This is a genomic window from Citrobacter sp. Cf132 (assembly GCF_030333885.1).
Taxonomy (GTDB): domain Bacteria; phylum Pseudomonadota; class Gammaproteobacteria; order Enterobacterales; family Enterobacteriaceae; genus Citrobacter; species Citrobacter freundii.
Window position 1 is genome coordinate 1 of record NZ_JAOWFA010000061.1, and the last position, 20,027, is coordinate 20,027.

General features: G+C 50.2%; 18 protein-coding genes and 1 pseudogene. 1 reads left to right on the forward strand and 18 read right to left on the reverse strand.

Features of this window, described 5'->3' with window-relative positions; all coding sequences use genetic code 11:
* Window positions 1-133 precede the first annotated feature (133 nt).
* The 7 genes from OGV85_RS17720 to OGV85_RS17750 all read right to left on the reverse strand — a co-directional run bounded on the left by OGV85_RS17720 (window position 134) and on the right by OGV85_RS17750 (window position 9,527).
* Window positions 134-892 carry an amino acid ABC transporter ATP-binding protein gene (locus OGV85_RS17720; protein WP_061548630.1) on the reverse strand — a complete coding sequence of 253 codons (759 nt, stop codon included), beginning with the start codon at window positions 890-892 and terminating at the stop codon, window positions 134-136.
* A 7-nt stretch (window positions 893-899) separates the two neighbouring features.
* The gene (locus OGV85_RS17725; protein WP_061548629.1) at window positions 900-2,003 is read right to left on the reverse strand and encodes an amino acid ABC transporter permease; all 1,104 of its coding nucleotides are present in this window, start codon (window positions 2,001-2,003) and stop codon (window positions 900-902) included.
* Between the two features lie 9 nt (window positions 2,004-2,012).
* The gene (locus tag OGV85_RS17730; protein ID WP_003025297.1) at window positions 2,013-3,194 is read right to left on the reverse strand and encodes an amino acid ABC transporter permease; all 1,182 of its coding nucleotides are present in this window, start codon (window positions 3,192-3,194) and stop codon (window positions 2,013-2,015) included.
* A gap of 69 nt (window positions 3,195-3,263) precedes the next feature.
* Complete coding sequence (locus OGV85_RS17735; protein WP_057064879.1) at window positions 3,264-4,289, reverse strand: amino acid ABC transporter substrate-binding protein; 1,026 nt, start codon at window positions 4,287-4,289, stop codon at window positions 3,264-3,266.
* A 460-nt stretch (window positions 4,290-4,749) separates the two neighbouring features.
* Window positions 4,750-4,971 (reverse strand): lipoprotein, encoded by a 222-nt coding sequence (locus OGV85_RS17740; protein ID WP_003025292.1) that lies wholly within the window; start codon window positions 4,969-4,971, stop codon window positions 4,750-4,752.
* A gap of 270 nt (window positions 4,972-5,241) precedes the next feature.
* Window positions 5,242-8,355: an efflux RND transporter permease subunit gene (locus OGV85_RS17745; protein ID WP_061548628.1), complete on the reverse strand. Its 3,114-nt coding sequence runs from the start codon at window positions 8,353-8,355 to the stop codon at window positions 5,242-5,244.
* A gap of 11 nt (window positions 8,356-8,366) precedes the next feature.
* A complete protein-coding gene (locus tag OGV85_RS17750; RefSeq protein WP_061548627.1) occupies window positions 8,367-9,527 on the reverse strand; it encodes an efflux RND transporter periplasmic adaptor subunit in 1,161 nt (386 codons plus the stop codon).
* Window positions 9,528-9,946: 419 nt separating this feature from the next.
* Here OGV85_RS17750 and envR point away from each other — a divergent pair, with 419 nt between their 5' ends.
* On the forward strand, window positions 9,947-10,603 hold the full coding sequence (envR, locus tag OGV85_RS17755) for an acrEF/envCD operon transcriptional regulator (protein WP_003025283.1): 657 nt from the start codon (window positions 9,947-9,949) through the stop codon (window positions 10,601-10,603).
* Window positions 10,604-10,648: 45 nt separating this feature from the next.
* On the opposite strand, the gene OGV85_RS17760 is transcribed toward envR, so the two are convergent.
* The 11 genes and pseudogenes from OGV85_RS17760 to msrP all read right to left on the reverse strand — a co-directional run bounded on the left by OGV85_RS17760 (window position 10,649) and on the right by msrP (window position 20,015).
* The gene (locus tag OGV85_RS17760; protein WP_003025279.1) at window positions 10,649-10,813 is read right to left on the reverse strand and encodes a DUF2556 family protein; all 165 of its coding nucleotides are present in this window, start codon (window positions 10,811-10,813) and stop codon (window positions 10,649-10,651) included.
* Between the two features lie 82 nt (window positions 10,814-10,895).
* Window positions 10,896-11,780 (reverse strand): adenine-specific DNA-methyltransferase, encoded by an 885-nt coding sequence (gene yhdJ, locus OGV85_RS17765; RefSeq protein ID WP_061548626.1) that lies wholly within the window; start codon window positions 11,778-11,780, stop codon window positions 10,896-10,898.
* An 88-nt stretch (window positions 11,781-11,868) separates the two neighbouring features.
* Window positions 11,869-12,165 (reverse strand): DNA-binding transcriptional regulator Fis, encoded by a 297-nt coding sequence (gene fis / locus OGV85_RS17770; RefSeq protein WP_000462905.1) that lies wholly within the window; start codon window positions 12,163-12,165, stop codon window positions 11,869-11,871.
* A 25-nt stretch (window positions 12,166-12,190) separates the two neighbouring features.
* Window positions 12,191-13,156, reverse strand: a complete 966-nt coding sequence (gene dusB, locus OGV85_RS17775) for a tRNA dihydrouridine synthase DusB (protein WP_003025224.1) — start codon at window positions 13,154-13,156, stop codon at window positions 12,191-12,193.
* A 360-nt stretch (window positions 13,157-13,516) separates the two neighbouring features.
* Window positions 13,517-14,398, reverse strand: a complete 882-nt coding sequence (gene prmA, locus OGV85_RS17780) for a 50S ribosomal protein L11 methyltransferase (protein ID WP_061548613.1) — start codon at window positions 14,396-14,398, stop codon at window positions 13,517-13,519.
* Between the two features lie 11 nt (window positions 14,399-14,409).
* Window positions 14,410-15,861, reverse strand: a complete 1,452-nt coding sequence (gene panF / locus OGV85_RS17785; protein ID WP_060854933.1) for a sodium/pantothenate symporter — start codon at window positions 15,859-15,861, stop codon at window positions 14,410-14,412.
* Window positions 15,851-16,093, reverse strand: coding sequence for a YhdT family protein (locus OGV85_RS17790; RefSeq protein ID WP_003025216.1), 243 nt, complete (start codon window positions 16,091-16,093; stop codon window positions 15,851-15,853). The genes panF and OGV85_RS17790 overlap by 11 nt, the downstream gene beginning before the upstream one ends.
* 107 nt (window positions 16,094-16,200) lie before the next feature.
* On the reverse strand, window positions 16,201-17,550 hold the full coding sequence (accC, locus tag OGV85_RS17795; protein WP_003025213.1) for an acetyl-CoA carboxylase biotin carboxylase subunit: 1,350 nt from the start codon (window positions 17,548-17,550) through the stop codon (window positions 16,201-16,203).
* A 10-nt stretch (window positions 17,551-17,560) separates the two neighbouring features.
* Window positions 17,561-18,031, reverse strand: a complete 471-nt coding sequence (accB, locus tag OGV85_RS17800) for an acetyl-CoA carboxylase biotin carboxyl carrier protein (protein ID WP_003025210.1) — start codon at window positions 18,029-18,031, stop codon at window positions 17,561-17,563.
* A 392-nt stretch (window positions 18,032-18,423) separates the two neighbouring features.
* Window positions 18,424-19,023, reverse strand: a complete 600-nt coding sequence (gene msrQ, locus OGV85_RS17805) for a protein-methionine-sulfoxide reductase heme-binding subunit MsrQ (RefSeq protein ID WP_061548612.1) — start codon at window positions 19,021-19,023, stop codon at window positions 18,424-18,426.
* Window positions 19,024-20,015, reverse strand: a pseudogene (gene msrP, locus OGV85_RS17810) (protein-methionine-sulfoxide reductase catalytic subunit MsrP).
* Window positions 20,016-20,027 lie beyond the last annotated feature (12 nt).

The following is a 20,027-nucleotide window of genomic DNA, read 5'->3' on the forward strand; positions in this document are numbered from 1 at the left end:
GGAGCGGATTTGAACGTTGCGCAGCAACGGCCCGGAGGGTGGCGGGCAGGACGCCCGCCATAAACTGCCAGGCATCAAATCAGCAAAAAGGCCATCCATTAGGGTGGCCTTTTTGCTTTCAGTTCGTTGAAATTTAATGGATAACCTGCGACAAGAAGGCGCGTGTGCGTTCAGATTTGGGATGAGCAAAAAACTCATCCGGTGGTGCCTGTTCCACAATCTCGCCAAGATCCATAAAGATCACCCGGTCAGCTACTGTGCGGGCAAAGCCCATTTCATGGGTTACACATAGCATGGTCATGCCCGATTGTGCCAGACCTATCATGGTATCCAGCACTTCTTTTACCATTTCAGGATCTAACGCTGATGTGGGTTCATCAAATAACATGATTTTGGGTTTCATACACAGCGAGCGTGCAATGGCCACGCGCTGTTGTTGCCCGCCAGAGATTTGCCCGGGATATTTATGCGCATGTTCAGCAATGCGGACCCGCTCAAGATAGTGCATTGCCAAAGCCTCTGCCTCTTTTTTCGGCATCTTTTGCACCCAGACAGGTGCCAGCGTGCAGTTCTGCAGGACCGTCAAATGGGGAAAAAGATTAAAGTGCTGAAAGACCATGCCGACTTCTTGCCTGACGCGCTCAATATTGCGGATGTCCTCATTGAGTTCAATTCCATCCACCACAATACGTCCTTGCTGATGCTCTTCCAGATGGTTAATGCAGCGGATGGTTGTCGATTTACCCGAACCGGAAGGCCCGCATAATACGATGCGCTCTCCCTGTTTTACTTTCAGGTTGATGTTCTTCAGGACGTGAAATTGCCCGTACCATTTGTTGACGTTTTCCAGCGTAATCATCGCGTCGGTAGACGGCATTAATAATTGGCTCATAAATTCCTCAGTGCGGTGTACGCCCGGTGTTAAAACGTTTTTCCAGATGTTGGCTGTAACGCGACATACTGAAACAGAAGATCCAGTAAATCAGTGCAGCGAAAACATATCCCTCTGTCGACATCCCCAGCCACGCAGGGTCCACAGTTGCCTGCTGCACGCTACTGAAGAGATCAAATAGACCGATGATAATGACCAGACTGGTATCCTTGAACAGGGCGATAATCGTGTTAACCAGGCCAGGGATAACCAGCTTGAGGGCTTGCGGAAGAATGACCAGCCCTTGCGTTTTCCAGTACCCTAGCGCCAGTGATTCGGCGGCTTCATACTGACCTTTTGGCAGGGCTTGTAGCCCCCCGCGAACCACTTCTGCGACATAAGCCGACTGGAAAAGAATAACGCCGACCAGCGCTCGGATAAGCTTGTCGATACTGGTTCCTTCGGACATAAACAGAGGAAGCATGACCGAGGACATAAACAGAACGGTAATCAACGGCACACCGCGCCAGAACTCAATGAAAATGACGGATAAAACCCGCACGACTGGCATATGGGAACGACGTCCCAGCGCCAGTAAAATGCCCCATGGAAGCGCGCCTGCAATCCCCACGGATGCGATAATTAGCGTCAGTGTTAATCCACCCCACTGCCGGGTTTCTACGCGCTCCAGCCCGAAAAAAACCCCGTACATCAGCCACCAAACCACCACTGGATAAACGACGGCCCAGACGGCGATATAGCGGCCACGATGCGGGATTGTTTTCAAGAACATGGGAACGATAGACAGCAAACCAATTATCAGGGCCAGATTTACGCGCCAGCGCTGATCGTGGGGATAAAGTCCATACATGAATTGCCCGAAGCGTTCATGAATGAACACCCAGCAGGCTCCGGCTTTGGTGCAGTCTGCTCGGGTTGAACCGACCCAGTTGGCCTGAAAGAATACCCAGTTCAACAGTGGCGGAAGAAATGACCAAATCAGCCATATGCATAGTAGGGTGAGCAGGCTATTTGACCAACTGGAGAACAGGTTTTTACGCACCCAGAGTAGGCTGCGGCTTGCCGGATTACTGCGCTGGCGTGAGGGGTGAGACAGCAGGGCTTTTGTCATCATGGCTCCTTAGCGCTCAATCAGTGCAATACGGCGGTTATAAATATTCATCAGCAAAGAAATACTCAGACTAATGATCAGGTATACCGACATGGTGATGGCGATCGTTTCAATGGCTTGCCCTGTTTGATTGAGTACCGTGCCGGCAAACAGTGAAACCATGTCCGGATAGCCAATGGCGGCCGCAAGAGAAGAATTCTTGACGATATTCAGGTACTGGCTGGTCAGTGGGGGAATGATGACGCGTAGCGCCTGTGGGATGATTACCTGGCGTAGCGTCACCGGATTTGGCAGACCCAGCGAGCGTGCGGCTTCATGTTGGCCATAAGGAACGGCCTGAATTCCCGCCCGAATAATTTCTGCAATAAATGCCGAGGTGTACACCGAAAGCGCCAGAGTCAGTGCCGCCAGTTCGGGAATAAGCACCATACCACCACGGAAGTTAAAACCGCGAAGCGCGGGGATATCCCAGTGAAGGGCTGCGCCAAACAGCCACTGTGAAATCACCGGTAAAAGCACGATTAGCACCAGAGCCGTGGGCCAGGTCCGGCGTAGCTGACCGGTTTTGGTTTGGTGCATTCTGTTGTAGCGAAATAGCCCGATAGTGACGGTGATAGCGATAATAACAGCGGCGCAAAAAGCAAAGAAACCTTCTCCCATTTGCGGTGCCGGAATATACAGTCCCCGGTTACTCAGAAACACTAAATCCAGCGCGTTAACGGCCTGACGTGGGCCGGGCAGGTTACGTAATACGGCGAAATACCAGAAGAAGATCTGCAGCAGCGGCGGTATATTGCGGAACGTTTCGATGTAGATCGTCGAGAGTTTTCGCAATAACCAGTTATCTGACAGGCGTGCCAGTCCGAGAAAGAAACCGAGAATTGATGCGAAAACAATACACAATGCAGAAACTAACAGCGTATTGAGCAGGCCGACCACAAAGACACGACCATACGTATCGCCTTGCTCATAATCAATCAGATGCTGGACAATACCAAATCCGGCGCTGCGATCGAGAAAAGAAAACCCCGAGGTAATACCGCTATTGTTCAGGTTATTTATCGTGTTATGAATGAGATAGACCGCAATGCTGATAACCGCAATGACGGCGAGTATTTGAAATAACCAGGCGCGGACCGCAGGGTTAGAAAAGGATAACGATCCTTTTACGGTTGAGCGGCGATGGAACATAAGAAAACCTCAGTAACTATGACTCTGGGCTGAGCGCCGCAGTTGCGGCGCCCGTTACATCACTACGCGTTAGCGCACCGGTGGCGCATATTGGATGCCACCGTTATTCCAGAGGTTGTTCTGTCCACGTTTGATCTTCAGCGGACTTTCCGATCCTACGTTACGTTCAAAGATCTCCGAATAGTTACCAACCTGCTTGATAATGTTGTAGGCCCATTTGTTATCAAGCTTCAGATCCTTGCCATAATCACCTTCTTTACCCAACAGGTGAGCCATATCCGGAGTTGCTGGATTAGCCGCTTTTTCATCGACGTTTTTCGAGTTAACACCCATTTCTTCCGCATTCAGCATGGCGAACAGCGTCCAGCGAACAATGGAGAACCACTCATCGTCCCCACGACGTACGACAGGTCCCAGCGGTTCTTTAGAAATAACTTCTGGCAGGACGATCCACTCCGCAGGATTGCTCAGCTTGATGCGTAGGGCATACAGCTGAGACTGGTCGGAAGCCAGCGTATCGCAACGTCCAGATTCCAGAGCTTTGGCTGATTCATCCGAGCGGTCAAAGGTGACGGGGGTGTACTTCATATTGTTGGCTTTAAAGTAGTCGGCCACGTTCAGTTCGGTATCGGTTCCCGCCTGAATACAGACCGTTGCGCCATCCAGCTCTTTAGCGCTCTTCAGACCTGCTTTATTGTGGGTAAGAAAACCAATGCCGTCATAATACGTTACGCCAGTGAAGGACATACCCATACCGGCATCACGAGAGGAGGTCCACGTGGTATTACGAGAGAGCATGTCGACTTCACCAGACTGTAATGCAGTAAAGCGTTCCTTGGCGGTGAGCGGGGTATATTTTACTTTGCTATCATCGCCAAATACGGCGGAGGCAACGCCACGACATATATCAACATCAATACCCGAGAACTTGCCGCTTGCATCGGCATAAGAAAAGCCAGGCAAGCCGTCGCTGATCCCACATTGCACAAACCCTTTTTTCTTTACGGCATCAAGTGTTGCGCCGGCATGCGCCTGATTTGCAACAGCAAGCAGCACGCCGGCCGCAGCCAGGCTGGCGATTATCATCTTTTTCATAGAGCATCCTGTGTGGAGGAATTATTGTTATGGAAACGTTCTGAAAACGTCTTTTACCTGTCTGTGGCTTTGGCCATACTCTTTTAAGCAAAGGTAGTGCCAGTTTTTTGCGCCTGATTATTCGACGCAATATGCAGAGTGTAGACAGGAAAAAATAAATGTAGCGCCCTGAAGTGGTGCAAAATTGAAACGTAAGCCACATTTCGGCGCAAAAAATTTAAAAATCAGACAGGACGCGTGATAACGATTTCTGGCGTTAATATTAATGGCGTGAGAATAATGAAAAGAAACTGTGGTGTAACGAAAAACAGAAAAAATGCTAATTTTAAATCGTGGATGTGTGAGGGAAATCTATAATAATTTTATTATATGTCAGTCGCTATTAAGCAACGTTTTGTCTTATATGTAGATTTTATGCTTAGTGCTCAAAGCGCGGTAATAACCGCGCTTTTGAGATGATTTATTTGGTCAGGGCGACAATCCCAAGTGTCAGTCCGGCAACGGCTGCAGCACCACCGGCGATGGCTCCGGCTGTTTCCCAGTTATCCTGGGTAGTGCCTTTCATACAGGTATTGGTATGAACCAGGCGCCCCTGATCGTCGTATACAGGTACGCAAGGAGAATCGTGTGCACAGCCAGCCAGGAATGCGGTAAGCAATGCAACGGATATTAATCTTTTCATGGTGTTACCTCAAAATAAGCGTTTCGCTAATTAAGCAAAGACAAACGCTAAGCCATCTGCGAACTCGGTGATTATTTTACCACTTCTTAAAAAAGGACTGACATGAGGAATAATCTCAATTCATGTGGATTGTAAAAATAATGGATAAAAAGAAAGGTCGTAGGCGAGTTTAGAGGGATAGTTTAAATGAAATAAATGGCTATCTTACTAATAAATAAAGAGGAGCATCGTAGGTAAAAAAGGCGTCCGTAGACGCCTTTATTTTACAAATTAATCGTTGTGCCGACTAAAACGCCGTCTCACGACAACAAAGAAGACGGGGACGAAGAAGATAGCCAACAATGTTGCGGTCAGCATTCCTCCCATAACACCTGTACCGACCGCATTCTGTGCACCACTACCTGCTCCGTGACTGATAACCAGAGGCATAACCCCCAGAATAAAGGCCAGGGATGTCATCAGGATAGGACGAAGACGCATACGCGATGCCTCCAGCGTCGCTTCAATCAACCCCTTGCCTTCTTTATCCATCAGGTCTTTGGCAAACTCGACGATCAGGATGGCGTTCTTAGCCGAGAGGCCGATAGTGGTTAGTAAGCCAACCTGGAAATAAACATCGTTATTCATCCCGCGCAGTGATGCTGCTAACAATGCGCCTACAACACCGAGCGGTACAACCAGCATCACCGAGAACGGAATAGACCAGCTTTCATACAATGCGGCAAGGCAAAGGAATACTACGATTAACGAGATGGCATACAGCGCAGGCGCCTGGTTACCCGACAGCCTTTCCTGATAAGACATACCCGTCCAGTCATGACCAATACCATTCGGCAGTTTTTCCGCCAGACTTTCCATCAGCGCCATTGCTTCACCAGTGCTTCGCCCTGGTGCCGCTTCGCCCAATATTTCCATGGATGGCATACCGTTGTAACGTTCCAGTCGCGGTGAACCATAAATCCAATGTGATGCACTGAACGCAGAGAACGGAACCATTTCGCCATTGGAGCTGCGGATATACAGATTATTGATGTCCGCTGGCAGCATGCGGTATTTTGCATCCCCCTGAACGTACACTTTTTTCACACGACCGCGGTCAATAAAGTCATTGACGTAATAGCCGCCCAGTGATGCGGAGATAGTTTCGTTGATATCAGACAGCGATACCCCCAGTGCCTGTGCTTTCTCCTGATCAACATCCAGCTTAAACTGCGGAGTATCTTCCAGGCCGTTCGGGCGCACGCGGACTAACAAGTCTGGGTGTTTAGCCACCATACCCAGCAGTTGGTTACGTGCTTGCGTTAATGCCGTATGTCCCAGACCGCCCTGATCGATCAGCTCAAAATCGAAGCCGGTTGCGGTACCCAGTTCAACAATAGCCGGCATGTTGAAAGGGAAGACTAACCCATCGCGGATCTGGCTGAACGCGCGTGTGGCGCGTGCAATGACCGCTTCAACACTATTTTCCTCGCCGCTACGTTCATCCCAGGGCTTGAGGCTAACGAATGCCAGACCTGAGTTTTGCCCCTGACCGCTGAAGCTAAAACCGTTAACCGTGAAGACGCTTTCGACGTTAGCTTTCTCATTAGTCAGGTAGTACTGAGTAACCTGATCCAGTACTTTCTGGGTGCGCTCTTGCGTAGCTCCTGCCGGAAGTTGAATCATTGTCATAAACACACCCTGATCCTCCTCTGGCAGGAAGGAGGTCGGCAGGCGCATAAACAGAACCGCCATTCCGATCACGATGATCAGATAGACGACAAGGTAACGCCCTGTTTTACGCACAATACCGCTGACGCTATTAGTATAGTGATTGACGCTGTGATCGAATTTGGCATTAAACCAGCCAAAGAAACCGTTTTTTTTCTCGTGATGCTCAGCCGATACCGGCTTCAACAATGTTGCACAAAGCGCAGGAGTCAGGATCAGCGCTACCAGTACAGAAAGCGCCATGGCGGAAACGATGGTAATGGAGAACTGCCGATAGATAGCCCCAGTTGAACCACCAAAGAAGGCCATCGGGATAAATACCGCAGACAGCACCATGGCAATACCAACCAATGCCCCCTGTATTTGTGACATGGACTTTTCCGTCGCCTCTTTGGGCGGCAGATTATCTTCCATCATCACGCGTTCCACGTTTTCCACCACCACTATCGCATCATCGACCAATAGACCGATGGCGAGCACCATGCCGAACATCGTCAGGGTGTTTATCGAGTAGCCAAACGCGGCAAGTACGGCGAATGTGCCCAACAATACGACGGGGACAGCGATGGTTGGAATGAGCGTTGCCCGGATGTTTTGCAGGAACAAATACATGACCAGGAACACCAGCACAATCGCTTCAAACAGCGTTTTTACCACTTCATGAATGGAGATGGTCACAAACGGCGTCGTGTCGTACGGGTAGACCACCTTCATTCCCTGCGGGAAGAATGGTTGCAGTTCAACCAGCTTGGCTTTGATGGCGTTAGCGGTATCCAGCGCGTTTGCCCCGGTTGCCAGCTTGATTCCAAGGCCGGATGCAGGCTTACCGTTAATACGCGCCACGACGTTGTAGTTTTCCCCACCCAACTCGATGCGCGCGATGTCTTTCAGGTGAACAACCGAACCATCGCTGTTCACACGTAAAGTCACTTTTCCGAACTCTTCAGGGTCTTTCAGTCGCGTTTGCGCAATGATAGAGGCGTTCAACTGCTGGTTAGGTAATGCAGGCGTCCCCCCTAACTGACCTGCGGCAATCTGATCGTTCTGTACCTTCAACTGATTGATCACATCAACCGGCGTGAGCTGATATTTGTTCAATAAGTTTGCATCCAGCCAGATGCGCATGGCGTATTGTGCACCAAACAGCTGCACGTCACCCACGCCATTCAGACGGCTGATTGAGTCTTTAACGTTCGAAGCGACGTAGTCGGAAATGTCATCCTGTGTGGTTTGTGGGTTGTCAGAAACAAAACCCGCGACCATCAAAAAGCTGCTACTCGATTTCTCGACGCTGATCCCTTGCTGCTGAACTTCTTGCGGCAGTAACGGAGTGGCGAGCTGCAGTTTATTTTGCACCTGTACTTGCGCGATATCGGGATCGGTACCGGACTGGAAAGTCAGCGTAATAGTCACACTCCCGGCTGAGTCGCTGGTGGAGGACATATACATCAGGTTATCGATACCATTCATATTCTGTTCGATAACCTGTGTGACTGTATCCTGAACCGTCTGCGCATCTGCACCAGGATAGGTGGCAGAAATGGCGACCGCAGGAGGCGCAATGGTCGGGTACTGTGCCACGGGCAGTTGCATGATTGCCAGAGCACCCGCCATCATCAGAATGATAGCCAGTACCCAGGCAAAGATAGGACGCCTGATAAAAAAGTTAGCCATGTCCGGTTACCTTATTGGGCTTTCATGGCAGGAGTTTCGGTATCGGCGGTTGCTTTAACCTGAACGCCTGGACGTGCTTTCTGTAAACCGCTCACGATAACTTTGTCACCCGGTTGCAGGCCTTCGCTGATAAGCCATTTGTCGCCAATGGCTTGTGCGGCAACGACTGCGCGAGACTCAACCTGACTCTTGTTATTGACGACCATTACGGTGGCATCGCCGCGAGGCGTACGCGTTACCCCCTGCTGCGGAACGAGAATGGCATTTGGCTGAACACCTTCATCAATGCGTGCGCGCACAAACATGCCCGGCAACAGCGTATGCTCTGGGTTTGGGAACACGGCTCTGAGGGTGATTGATCCGGTGCTTTCATCAACCGTCACATCAGAAAACTGCAAAGAGCCTTTTAGCGGGTATGACTGACCATTTTCCATCACCAGTTCGACTGTACTGCTGGCGCTGTCTTTATGCAGACTCCCTTGTTCAACAGACTGTTTGAGGCGCATAAAGTCGTTACTGGACTGTGTTACGTCGACGTAAATGGGATCGAGCTGTTGAACGGTAGCAAGCTCTGTAGCCTGGCCATTCGTGACTAATGCGCCTTCGGTGACGTTAGATTTACCGATGCGTCCGCTAATCGGCGATGTCACTTTTGTGTAGGCCAGATTGATACGCGCGCCTTCGACCGCCGCTTTTGCCGCGATCACGGAGGCATCGGCCTGACGAGCATCAGCAATTGCCTGATCGTACTCTTGCTGGCTGATGTACTTGGTGCCAACCAATGGCACATAGCGTTTTACCGTTAAATGCGCGATTGCAGCCGCCGCTTCACTCTTCGCCAGTTCACCTTTGGCGCTGTCATAGTCGGCCTGGTAAGTCGCGGGATCGATCTGATAAAGCGACTGTCCGGCTTCAATATCGCTTCCCTCAGTGAAATTTCGTTTAAGCACTATCCCGCTGACCTGGGGACGGACTTCTGCAATTCGGAATGCCGTTGTGCGCCCGGGTAATTCGGTCGTTACGGCTAAAGGAGCCTTTTCGACGACATGGACAGTCACCTGCGGTTCTGCGGGATGAGCTTGTGTTTCTCCCTGATCGTTACAACCGGCGAGTAATGCAGCGGAGACGATGATGAATGAGGGCAGGAGTGAAAACCTGGCATTTTTCGTCATTTTAATTCCTTAAAAAACCGAACGCTCGTTATTAACCGGGTAACGCAGGGGCGATAACGCGCACAAGAGAAAATAATAGTTGGCTATCCTACAAATTATTAGCTAGCGATGTAAGTAATACTTATTTATGGGGGCGATTCACGGCACGTAAAAGCAAAAAGAGATTAATCGACTGTTGTTTCATTGAGGTGTTAATAGCAATGCTATGATGCGTATAAACACAAATTGAAATAAGCATTTGGTTTATGAATGTATTTATTGTTGGTATTTGTTTTATTTATTTGTGTGCAAAGTCAGTAATAATATTTTTTAGGGCTCGTTTAAATAAATGCTAAGTGATACATTTATTGCGTTTAGCAAATATTAGATAAGAAAGTTAATCATTCTCTACCTTACCCTTACCTCAGACAGCTGAAACCATGGCCAGAAAAACGAAAGCTGATGCCCTCAAAACGCGGCAGCACCTGATAGAAACAGCGATTGTACAGTTTGCCGCACGTGGCGTAAGCAATACGACGCTAAACGACATTGCAGATGCCGCCAGTGTGACGCGGGGGGCGCTGTATTGGCATTTTGAAAACAAGACGCAATTGTTTAATGAACTATGGTTACAACAACCGCCATTGCGCGATCTTATTCAGGACCAGCTTATTGGCCGTTGGGGAGATAATCCTTTACAGCGACTGCGTGAAAAGTTAGTTGTGGGTTTGCAATATATTGCGCAGAATCCTCGCCAGCAGGCATTAATGCAAATTTTATATCATAAATGTGAATTCCATAACGATATGATATCGGAACAGGCTATTCGTGAAAAAATTGGTATCAATCATCTGGGTATGCGCATTGCCTTGCAGAAATGTATGGATGACGGACTTATCGCAACCAGCCTTGATTTAGACGTTATAATAATTATTCTTCATGGGAGTTTTAGTGGCATTGTTAAAAACTGGCTCATTAATCCAATGAGTTATGATCTTTATAAACAAGCGCCAGTATTAGTTGATAATGTATTAAAAATGTTAAGCCCAGATGGTAGCGTAAGGCAATTAGCGCAGAGTGAGAGTCAGGTGGGGTAGTTTTAGCCGCCAGGCCTGACGGCTGCTGAAGTGGGGTTGGTGGCGCTATTCGAGGTCGACGCAGTTGACCAGCTTAAGGGGATTCACTGAGTTCATATTCCGGCACTTATCGTGCTCTGTTGTCATCAGCTCTATCCATTGGATGAGCAGCGCATCAAAAAGAAAAACGAATACTGCAAAAACAACCAGCCACCAATACTTGCGAATCATTACCAAACCCTATGTATTCATGCCTAAGCGTGCAGGGAATATACACGAAATCTGTAACCTGAAAAGCAGACTTACAATGCCTTTACTTTGTTGAAAGATCGCCGCTCTTTGCCGTCAATCGACTCTTTTTAGACAGGTTTTTTGTCTTACGTTTTTTCACCTTGGCAAGCTCAATTTCTGAAAAATGAGAACCGATACTCAGTCTTCTGAGCCCCATTTTTACGTATTCAACATTGATCTCAATCCCGACAAACTTGCGACCCAATTCCACGGCGGTGGCACCGGTGGTGAAGCTGCCGGCAAACGGATCCAGTACCCTGTCATCTGGGTTCGAGGATGCAAGAATTATACGCTCCAGGAGGGCTTTGGGTTTCTGGGTGGGGTGGTTTTCGTATTCGTCCATCAGATAGCGAACGCGTGGGAACTCCCAGACATTTCCCGGCACTTTTTTCTGATTGTATGGCTGCGGCGGGTTTTTTCTGTAGTCTATTAGCGCGCGTTGAGCCCCGGTTTTGGCTTCAACCAGAATATCGTCACGATTAAATGTGTAGTTTTTCTGATCTTTTACCATCATCAGGATCGGTTCATACATCGAACCAAAGTAATTTTTGGCCTGTACCCCTGAACTATCGTATGACCACACGATACGGCTCTTGATAGTAAAGAGCTGGCGGCATTTGAGGTCAATATACGGCATGTTCTCCGTACTGTTCATGATGTACATGGTGCCGTGCGGTTTGAGAATGCGATGGCACTCGTCGATGCACTCAAACAACCACGCCAGAAAGGCTTCCTCATCCCAGGATTCCACCATTCCGTCAAAGTCTTTCCCGATGTTATAAGGAGGGTCGGCAAAAATGAGCTCAACGCTTTCAGATGGTAGTTTTTTCAGTTCAGTTAGCGCATCACCCAGGATTATCTTTTTAGATTCATCGCCAAAATAGACAGGTTCACATCTCGCGTTCATCGCCAAAGCCTCCCGTGTGACGTCAATAAAAAAGGCGCTTCCCCATGCCGAGTAGCGCCTTTTAAAACAAACATTTCGCTGATTAGTATCAGTTCATGCCGTATTTTTTCAGTTTTTTACGCAGCGTACCACGGTTGATGCCCATCATCAGGGCAGCACGGGTCTGGTTACCGCGGGTGTATTGCATCACCATGTCCAACAGGGGCTGTTCTACTTCAGCCAGTACCAGCTCATAGAGATCGTTAACATCCTGACCATTCAATTGAGCAAAATAGTTCTTCAGTGCCTGTTTAACCGAGTCACGCAGGGGCTTTTGAGTTACCTGGTCCTGAGAGTTAACGGTAGAAACGGTCAGTACGTCAGAATTTACGCGTTGTTCGAACATAGTTCTGTCAGCTCTTTATTTCTGTTTACGCAAAATTTTCGAAGTATGCCTCCAACGCCGCCAGCTGTTCGCTGGAATCTTCAATGGCGTTGAATGTGCGCCGAAACTGGTCATCCGGAGCGTGTTCCTGGAGATACCAGGATACGTGTTTACGCGCAATTCGGTACCCTTTTGCCTGACCATAAAAGTCGTGCAGTTCCCGAACGTGCGCACAAAGCAAGCGCTTCACCTCTGCCAGAGGCAGCGGGGGCAGCAGCTCCCCAGTGTCCAGATAATGCTGGATTTCCCGAAAGATCCAGGGTCTTCCCTGAGCTGCACGTCCTATCATCAGGGCATCCGCCCCCGTATAGTCGAGTACAGCTCTGGCTTTATGCGGGTCAGTAATGTCGCCATTCGCGATAATCGGAATGGAAACTTTCTGCTTAACTGCCCGAATACTGTCGTACTCAGCATCTCCATTGAACAAACAGGCGCGGGTGCGTCCATGAATGGTCAGAGCCTGAATGCCACAATCTTCAGCCAGTTGGGCAATCTCTACGCAGTTACGGTGTTCCGGAGCCCAGCCGGTGCGAATCTTGAGTGTGACAGGAACGTCCACTGCATTGACGACCTCGGTTAGTATCGACTTCACTAAATCCGGGTACTGCAAGAGGGCTGAACCTGCGAGCTTGCGATTCACTTTTTTAGCCGGACACCCCATATTGATATCAATAATCTGGGCGCCGCTTTCCACGTTAATACGTGCGGCATCGGCCATCTCAACAGGGTCGCTACCGGCAATTTGCACCGTGCGAATTCCTGGCTCATCAACGTGCACCATCCGTAAACGAGACTTGTCACTTTCCCAAACCTGCGGGTTAGAAGACATCATCTCGGATACCGTCAATCCTGCCCCCATCTCATAGCACAGCGTCCTGAATGGTCTGTCAGTGATGCCAGCCATAGGTGCTGCGATCAGGCGATTTCTGAGCTGATATTGTCCGATGCGCATGAGTTAAGAAATGACCATACTGTGACTGCAAGGCGGCGTATATTACGCATTTTTCGCACGAGATGAAAGGCCAAACTTTGACCAATCCACTGAGGTGGATCAATGAATTGCTGACTAAGTACGCAGTTTTAAATTAAAAGCTTTAATAATCATTTAGATACGTGGTTGTGCTAATTTATCATCTGTTTATAAATTCCGAAAACTTCTCTTTTTTTATTGCGGTCAGGCTCAGAACATCAGAATAAAAAGCTGTTTTTATGAACAAACAGTGACGTTGTAATGCGATCTCGCTCTCATTTCCGCAAATCATTTTGCGAAAACGAAAGCGAGTTTGGGTTTAGCGATAGTAACGCGTGACGATTATTTTTTCTGGCCGGTAATTCGACACCACTCTTCTTTCTCGATAACCGGATCGAGCGTAAAGAGATCTGCATAGGCCTCACAGACGCTTTCCGCCTGGCTGGCAAGAATGCCAGAAAGGCCCAGTAAACCGCCCTCAACGGGCAGTACGCTGATTAACGGCGCCAGTTCACGTAATGGGCCAGCAAGGATGTTGGCGACCACCACGTCGGCTTTCATCGCTTGTGGCTGGTCTTTCGGTAGATAAAGCTCCAGACGCTCAGAAACACCATTACGCTGGGCGTTATCACGGCTGGCCTGAATCGCTTGCGGATCGATATCCACGCCAATGGCTTTCGCCGCACCTAGCTTCAGTGCTGCAATGGCGAGAATACCGGAGCCGCAGCCAAAGTCGATAACCGTTTTACCGTTAAGATCGAGACCGTCCAGCCATTGCAGGCACAGGGAAGTGGTGGGGTGCGTGCCTGTACCAAACGCCAGACCCGGGTCCAGCATCACGTTGACAGCATTCTCATCCGGGACATCGCGCCAGCTCGGGCAAATCCACAGACGTTCGCCAAAGCGCATCGGGTGGAAGTTATCCATCCATTCGCGTTCCCAGTCTTTGTCTTCGAGCTGTTCGATTTTATGCACGAAGCCTTCACCCAGCAGCGGATGCTGTTCCAGGATGGCAACAACTTCTTTCATGTCGGTTTCTGCATCGAACAAGCCGATAACGTCGGTATCACCCCACAGGCGAGTCTCGCCCGGCAGGGGTTCAAATACCGGCGTATCATGTGTATCCTGGAAAGTAATGGAAACGGAGCCCGCTTCCATCAGCGCATCGCTCAACTCTTCAGCGTTGGCACCGGTCGTGTTCAGTTTCAGTTGGATCCATGGCATGGCAAAACTCTTTATTTATCAGTAGTCAATATGGCGACTTGCGGGACGGCGGAACCGAAACGGTTGCCGATCAGGAAAGCCAGCAAGCTTATCAGTAACGAAGGCACGATCGGATGGAAGCCCAGGAACTGAACGTTAAAGGTGGCGAGTAAAGCATAAAGCACGCCGCCGACAATCATCGCGCTCAATGCGCCTGACGCGTTTGCCCGCTCCCAGTAGAGGCCCAGCACCAGCGGCCACAGGAAGACGGCTTCCAGCCCGCCAAACGCCAGCAGGTTAAGCCAGATAATCATCTCAGGCGGTTTCCAGGCTGCCAGCAGCAGTAACGCGCCGAGCAGCAGGGTAATCACGGCTGACATGCGCTTCAGCCGGGTTTCGTTTTTCAGCTGTTCCGGGCGAAGGTTCAGGTACAGATCCTTAATGATCGTAGCGGAACTTTGCAGCAATTGGGCATTGATCGTCGACATGATCGCAGCCATAGGGGCGGCGAGGAAAATCCCGGCAGCGACCGGCGGCAAGACTTTGACCATCAGCGTAGGGATAACCAGATCCGGTACCGTCAGGTCAGGGATTACCGCCCGTCCCAGAGCACCCGCCAGATGCATACCAAACATCAGGATCGCCACCACTATGGTGCCGATGATAATGCCGCGGTGTACCGCTTTACTGTCTTTATAAGAGATGCAGCGTACCGCCGTATGCGGCAGGCCAATCACGCCAAAGCATACCAGCACCCAGAATGAGGTCATAAACGTGGGTGACAAAATATCATCCGCGCCCTGCGGCGAGACCAGTTTCGGGTCGATGGTTTGCAGGGTTACCACTGCATTGCTAAGGCCACCGGCGGCATGAACGACGCCGACCAACAAAACGATAGTACCAATCAGCATTACCATGCCTTGCATGGTGTCGTTCAGTACGCTGGCGCGAAATCCGCCGAACGCTGTATACAATGCGATACTGACGCCAAAGATCAGCAGACCGGTTTCGTAAGGAATGCCCGCGGCGGTTTCCAGCAAACGTGCGCCGCCAATAAACTGTACGGTCATTGCTCCGACAAACGCGACCAGCAGGCTAAGGCTCGCCAGCCACACCAGCAGGCGGCTCTGGTAGCGCGCAAACAGCATATCGTTGAGGGTAACAGCATTATAACGACGCGCCAGAATCGCGAATTTCTTACCAAGAATCCCCAATGAGAGCCAGACGGCAGGCAACTGGATCATCGCCAGCAGCACCCATCCCAGTCCGTATTTGTAAGCGGCGCCAGGACCGCCAATAAACGAGCTGGCGCTAATGTAGGTTGCCGTTAGCGTCATCGCTAACACGACCCCGCCCATGGAACGGCTGCCAAGGAAATATTCATTCAGGAAGGTACCGGTCACTCTCTTACGCATGGCGTAAACAGAAAGACCGAAGACCACCAGAAGATAGGCGACCAGCGGTAAAATAACTTCAAGCTGCATCGTCATCCTCCAACGAAATGTCGCGATAGATAAACTTCACCATCGCCCAACACAGCACGATGAAAACCAGCGGCGTTAGCAGGCAGGCCATTTCGAACCAGTGCGGTAAGCCGGTAAAACCCAGCGTTGAATCAGGTAAGTAAGCGGTCACTAACCATGTAACCAGATATAAAAGGGTTAGCCACAGCGCCCAGCGCGCCTCTTTATGGGCCTGAACAAAACGAGCGTCCATTTTTTGTCCCTTGTGGATAAAGAAAGCGGGGATTGTACCTTATGGCACGTGCGGGAGGGGAGAAAAACAAAAGGCCGGAATTACCGGCCTTTTTGGTTAACGCACGCTTACTTTTCCTGAAGTCCGAGCTTTTTCTCCAGATAGTGGATATTGGTTCCACCGTGCTGGAAGTGCTCGTCATTCATGATACGGATCTGCAGGTCAACGTTGGTTTTGATACCGTCGATGATCAGTTCCTGCAAGGCGTTTTTCATACGGGCGATAGCGACGTCGCGGTTTTCGCCATAGCAGATCAGCTTACCGATCATTGAGTCATAGTACGGAGGTACGGTGTAGCCTGCGTAAATATGAGACTCCCAACGCACACCAAAACCACCCGGCGCGTGGAAACGCGTGATTTTACCCGGGCTTGGCAGGAAGGTGTTCGGGTCTTCGGCATTGATACGGCATTCTACCGCATGGCCTTTAACCACAACTTCGTCCTGCTTGATGGACAGCGGTTGACCCGCTGCGATGCGCAGTTGCTCTTTGATCAGGTCAACGCCGGTGATCATTTCGGTTACCGGGTGTTCAACCTGAATACGGGTGTTCATCTCAATGAAGTAGAACTCGCCGTTTTCGAACAGGAACTCGAAAGTACCCGCCCCGCGATAGCCGATATCAACACAGGCTTTGGCGCAACGCTCACCGATGTAGCGACGCAGTTCCGGAGTAATGCCCGGTGCTGGTGCTTCTTCGACAACTTTCTGGTGACGACGCTGCATGGAGCAGTCACGCTCTGCCAGATAAATTGCGTTACCCTGACCGTCTGCCAGCACCTGAATCTCAATGTGGCGTGGGTTTTCCAGGTACTTTTCCATGTAAACCATGTCGTTGTTGAAAGCCGCTTTCGCTTCCGCTTTGGTCATGGAGATGGATTGTGCCAGTTCGGCATCGCTGCGCACGACGCGCATACCGCGACCGCCGCCGCCGCCGGAGGCTTTGATGATAACCGGATAACCGATGCGTTTAGCATGAGCGCGGTTAGCGTCCATGTCATCACCCAGCGGGCCGTCAGAGCCTGGGACTGTTGGTACACCTGCTTTCTTCATCGCGGTGATTGCGGACACTTTGTCACCCATCAGGCGGATGGTGTCGGCTTTCGGGCCGATGAAGATAAAGCCGGAACGTTCTACCTGTTCAGCAAAGTTGGCGTTCTCAGAGAGGAAGCCATAACCCGGGTGAATTGCCACCGCGCCAGTGATTTCAGCAGCGCTAATGATAGCCGGGATGTTCAGATAGCTTTTTACGGATGCTGCCGGGCCAATACAGACCGTCTCATCCGCCAGCAATACGTGTTTTAAATCGCGATCCGCGCTTGAATGCACCGCGACAGTCTTGATGCCCAGTTCTTTACAGGCACGAAGAATACGCAAGGCAATCTCGCCGCGGTTGGCGATAACAATTTTATCCAACATGTTCGCCTCGTTATTCGATGACGACCAGCGGCTCGTCAAATTCTACCGGTTGACCGCTTTCTACCAGAATCGCTTTAACTACGCCGGATTTGTCGGCTTCGATCTGGTTCATCATTTTCATGGCTTCAACGATGCACAGGGTATCGCCCGCATTCACTTTCTGGCCGATTTCGATGAACGCTTTCGCATCCGGGCTCGGGGTGCGGTAGAACGTACCAACCATTGGGGAGCGTACGATGTGACCACTGATTTCCGCTGCTGCCGGAGCTTCCATACTTGGAGAGGCAGTTTGTGCGACAGCGTTAGACAGAGCTGGCTGCTGCATCACTGGTGCAGCATAAGCCTGTTGCATCATCGGAAAACTTGCAGCTGGCGCTGCACGGCTGATGCGTACAGATTCTTCGCCTTCAGAAATTTCCAGTTCGGAGATGCCTGATTCTTCAACCAGCTCGATCAGTTTTTTAATCTTACGAATATCCATGAGTGGGTTCCGTACTCTTTGTTTAGTGAGATTGTGACAAGCGTTTTACCGCCGTCTGTATAGCATTTTTATAACAGTGAGTGACAAGATGCCACGCATCTCAGGCGCTGCACTGGGTGCTGCTGCCATTAAATGAGATTGCCAGACTTGTTAGTCATTGTGCGGCTATCTTCTGCCATTTTCGGGTAAAAGACAAAATATACCTTCAATACGCGATTGTCACCCTTTCCGCGCTTTAAAAACGCTACCGGGGATAGCAAAGTCGCACATTATAACTATTTCGTAGCAATTGGCAGCTAAATACTGGTCTTATCAGGGAAGATAATCAACCGTTAACATGTAAAGAAAATCGGATCGTCCGTGTTTTGCAACGCACTGCACATAACGTGAAACTACCGCCACCACTGGCGAAACTTCTTGTAACGGCACGCTAACAGCACCGCCGCGAGCGCTGCATAAATAATCGGTTGAGGGGAGATAATTTTTACCGACCACAGATAATGTATGGGTGCCAGGATCGCCACAAGATAGACGAAGTTGTGCAGATACTGCCATTTTTTACCCAGCATTCTCTGTGCAGCTTGCGTAGACGTTAAGGTGAGGGCGAATAATATGACCCAGCTAGCAATGCCCAATGTTAAATAAGGTCGCGTAAGTAATTCCCGCCCTAATAACGCCAGATTATTAATGCCCAGCTCGAGTAACGCGTAGCTGGTTAAATGCAGCGTTGCCCAGGCGAAACACCATAGCCCTAACAGACGACGTGTGCGTATCAATAATGGCTGTTTAGCGTAGCGCGTGAGTGGAGAGACCAGCAAGGTCGCCAGCAAGAATTTCAGAGCTGTCCTACCGGTAAAGTGCTGGATATCTTTGGCCGGATCGGCGCTCAGGCCGCCGTGGTTTACCGCCCAAAATAGCCAGATAAACGGCAATAAACCGGCAAGATGCAGGCAAACTTTCAGAGCGATAATGTGCTTTGCGGTCAGACGCACTTAAAAATTCTCCTGCAAATTGAGTCCGCGATACAGTGACGCAACCTCTTCGGCATAGCCGTTAAACATCAGCGTGGGCTGACGCTGTACGTCCAGGATACCGCCTGCGCCAATAAAACGCTCAGTGGCCTGGGACCAGCGGGGGTGATCGACATGCGGATTCACGTTGGCATAAAATCCGTATTCATTGGGCGCGGCCAGATTCCAGGTTGTCGGAGGGCGTTCGCGCGTGAGTTTGATACTCACGATCGACTTAATGCCTTTAAATCCATATTTCCACGGCACAATTAAGCGAATGGGCGCGCCATTTTGTGGCGGAAGGGCCTTACCATAAACCCCCACAGTAAGCAGTGTGAGTGGGTGCATTGCTTCATCCAGACGCAGTCCTTCAACATAGGGATATTTTAGCCCGCCGCCAATAAAGCGATCTTTCTGTCCCGGCATATCATCCGGTGCGTACAGCGTTTCGAACGCGACATACTTTGCGTTACTGGTGGGTTCAACCTGCGCCAGCAGTTTATGTAACGGAAAGCCAATCCACGGCACGACCATTGACCAGGCTTCCACGCAGCGCATCCGATAAATCCGTTCTTCCAGCGGGAAACGGGCGGTCAGCGAATCGTGATCGAGGGTGAGTGGTTTTGCCACCTCGCCACTGATTTGCAACGTCCACGGATCGGTTTTCAGGCTGCCGGATCCGCTTTATCGAGACCGAACTCGTAGAAGTTGTTGTAGCCAGAAACCTTATCCGCAGGCGTTAAAGGAAGTGAATTTTGCCAGGCGGCGGGCTTACTGAAATCAAGCGGCTTACCTGCAGGTGCGGGCGGGCGGTCATTACCCTTAAACCAACTCAGAAGGTCAGCCTGTGCAGAGTGGGGTAAAGACAACGCGGCTGCGCTGATCCCTAGTGCTTTCAGCACCTGGCGACGCTGCATAAAAAAAGCCGACTCGTCAGTGACGTCGGCTTCTGTAAATGGACGTAATTTCTTCATAACAGACTCCCG

Coding starts and splice junctions, on each gene's coding strand:
- OGV85_RS17720 (WP_061548630.1), bottom strand. CDS start 892: ATGAGCCAATTATTAATGCCGTCTACCGACGCGATGATTACGCTGGAA.
- OGV85_RS17725 (WP_061548629.1), bottom strand. CDS start 2,003: ATGACAAAAGCCCTGCTGTCTCACCCCTCACGCCAGCGCAGTAATCCG.
- OGV85_RS17730 (WP_003025297.1), bottom strand. CDS start 3,194: ATGTTCCATCGCCGCTCAACCGTAAAAGGATCGTTATCCTTTTCTAAC.
- OGV85_RS17735 (WP_057064879.1), bottom strand. CDS start 4,289: ATGAAAAAGATGATAATCGCCAGCCTGGCTGCGGCCGGCGTGCTGCTT.
- OGV85_RS17740 (WP_003025292.1), bottom strand. CDS start 4,971: ATGAAAAGATTAATATCCGTTGCATTGCTTACCGCATTCCTGGCTGGC.
- OGV85_RS17745 (WP_061548628.1), bottom strand. CDS start 8,355: ATGGCTAACTTTTTTATCAGGCGTCCTATCTTTGCCTGGGTACTGGCT.
- OGV85_RS17750 (WP_061548627.1), bottom strand. CDS start 9,527: ATGACGAAAAATGCCAGGTTTTCACTCCTGCCCTCATTCATCATCGTC.
- envR (WP_003025283.1), top strand. CDS start 9,947: ATGGCCAGAAAAACGAAAGCTGATGCCCTCAAAACGCGGCAGCACCTG.
- OGV85_RS17760 (WP_003025279.1), bottom strand. CDS start 10,813: ATGATTCGCAAGTATTGGTGGCTGGTTGTTTTTGCAGTATTCGTTTTT.
- yhdJ (WP_061548626.1), bottom strand. CDS start 11,780: ATGAACGCGAGATGTGAACCTGTCTATTTTGGCGATGAATCTAAAAAG.
- fis (WP_000462905.1), bottom strand. CDS start 12,165: ATGTTCGAACAACGCGTAAATTCTGACGTACTGACCGTTTCTACCGTT.
- dusB (WP_003025224.1), bottom strand. CDS start 13,156: ATGCGCATCGGACAATATCAGCTCAGAAATCGCCTGATCGCAGCACCT.
- prmA (WP_061548613.1), bottom strand. CDS start 14,398: ATGCCATGGATCCAACTGAAACTGAACACGACCGGTGCCAACGCTGAA.
- panF (WP_060854933.1), bottom strand. CDS start 15,861: ATGCAGCTTGAAGTTATTTTACCGCTGGTCGCCTATCTTCTGGTGGTC.
- OGV85_RS17790 (WP_003025216.1), bottom strand. CDS start 16,093: ATGGACGCTCGTTTTGTTCAGGCCCATAAAGAGGCGCGCTGGGCGCTG.
- accC (WP_003025213.1), bottom strand. CDS start 17,550: ATGTTGGATAAAATTGTTATCGCCAACCGCGGCGAGATTGCCTTGCGT.
- accB (WP_003025210.1), bottom strand. CDS start 18,031: ATGGATATTCGTAAGATTAAAAAACTGATCGAGCTGGTTGAAGAATCA.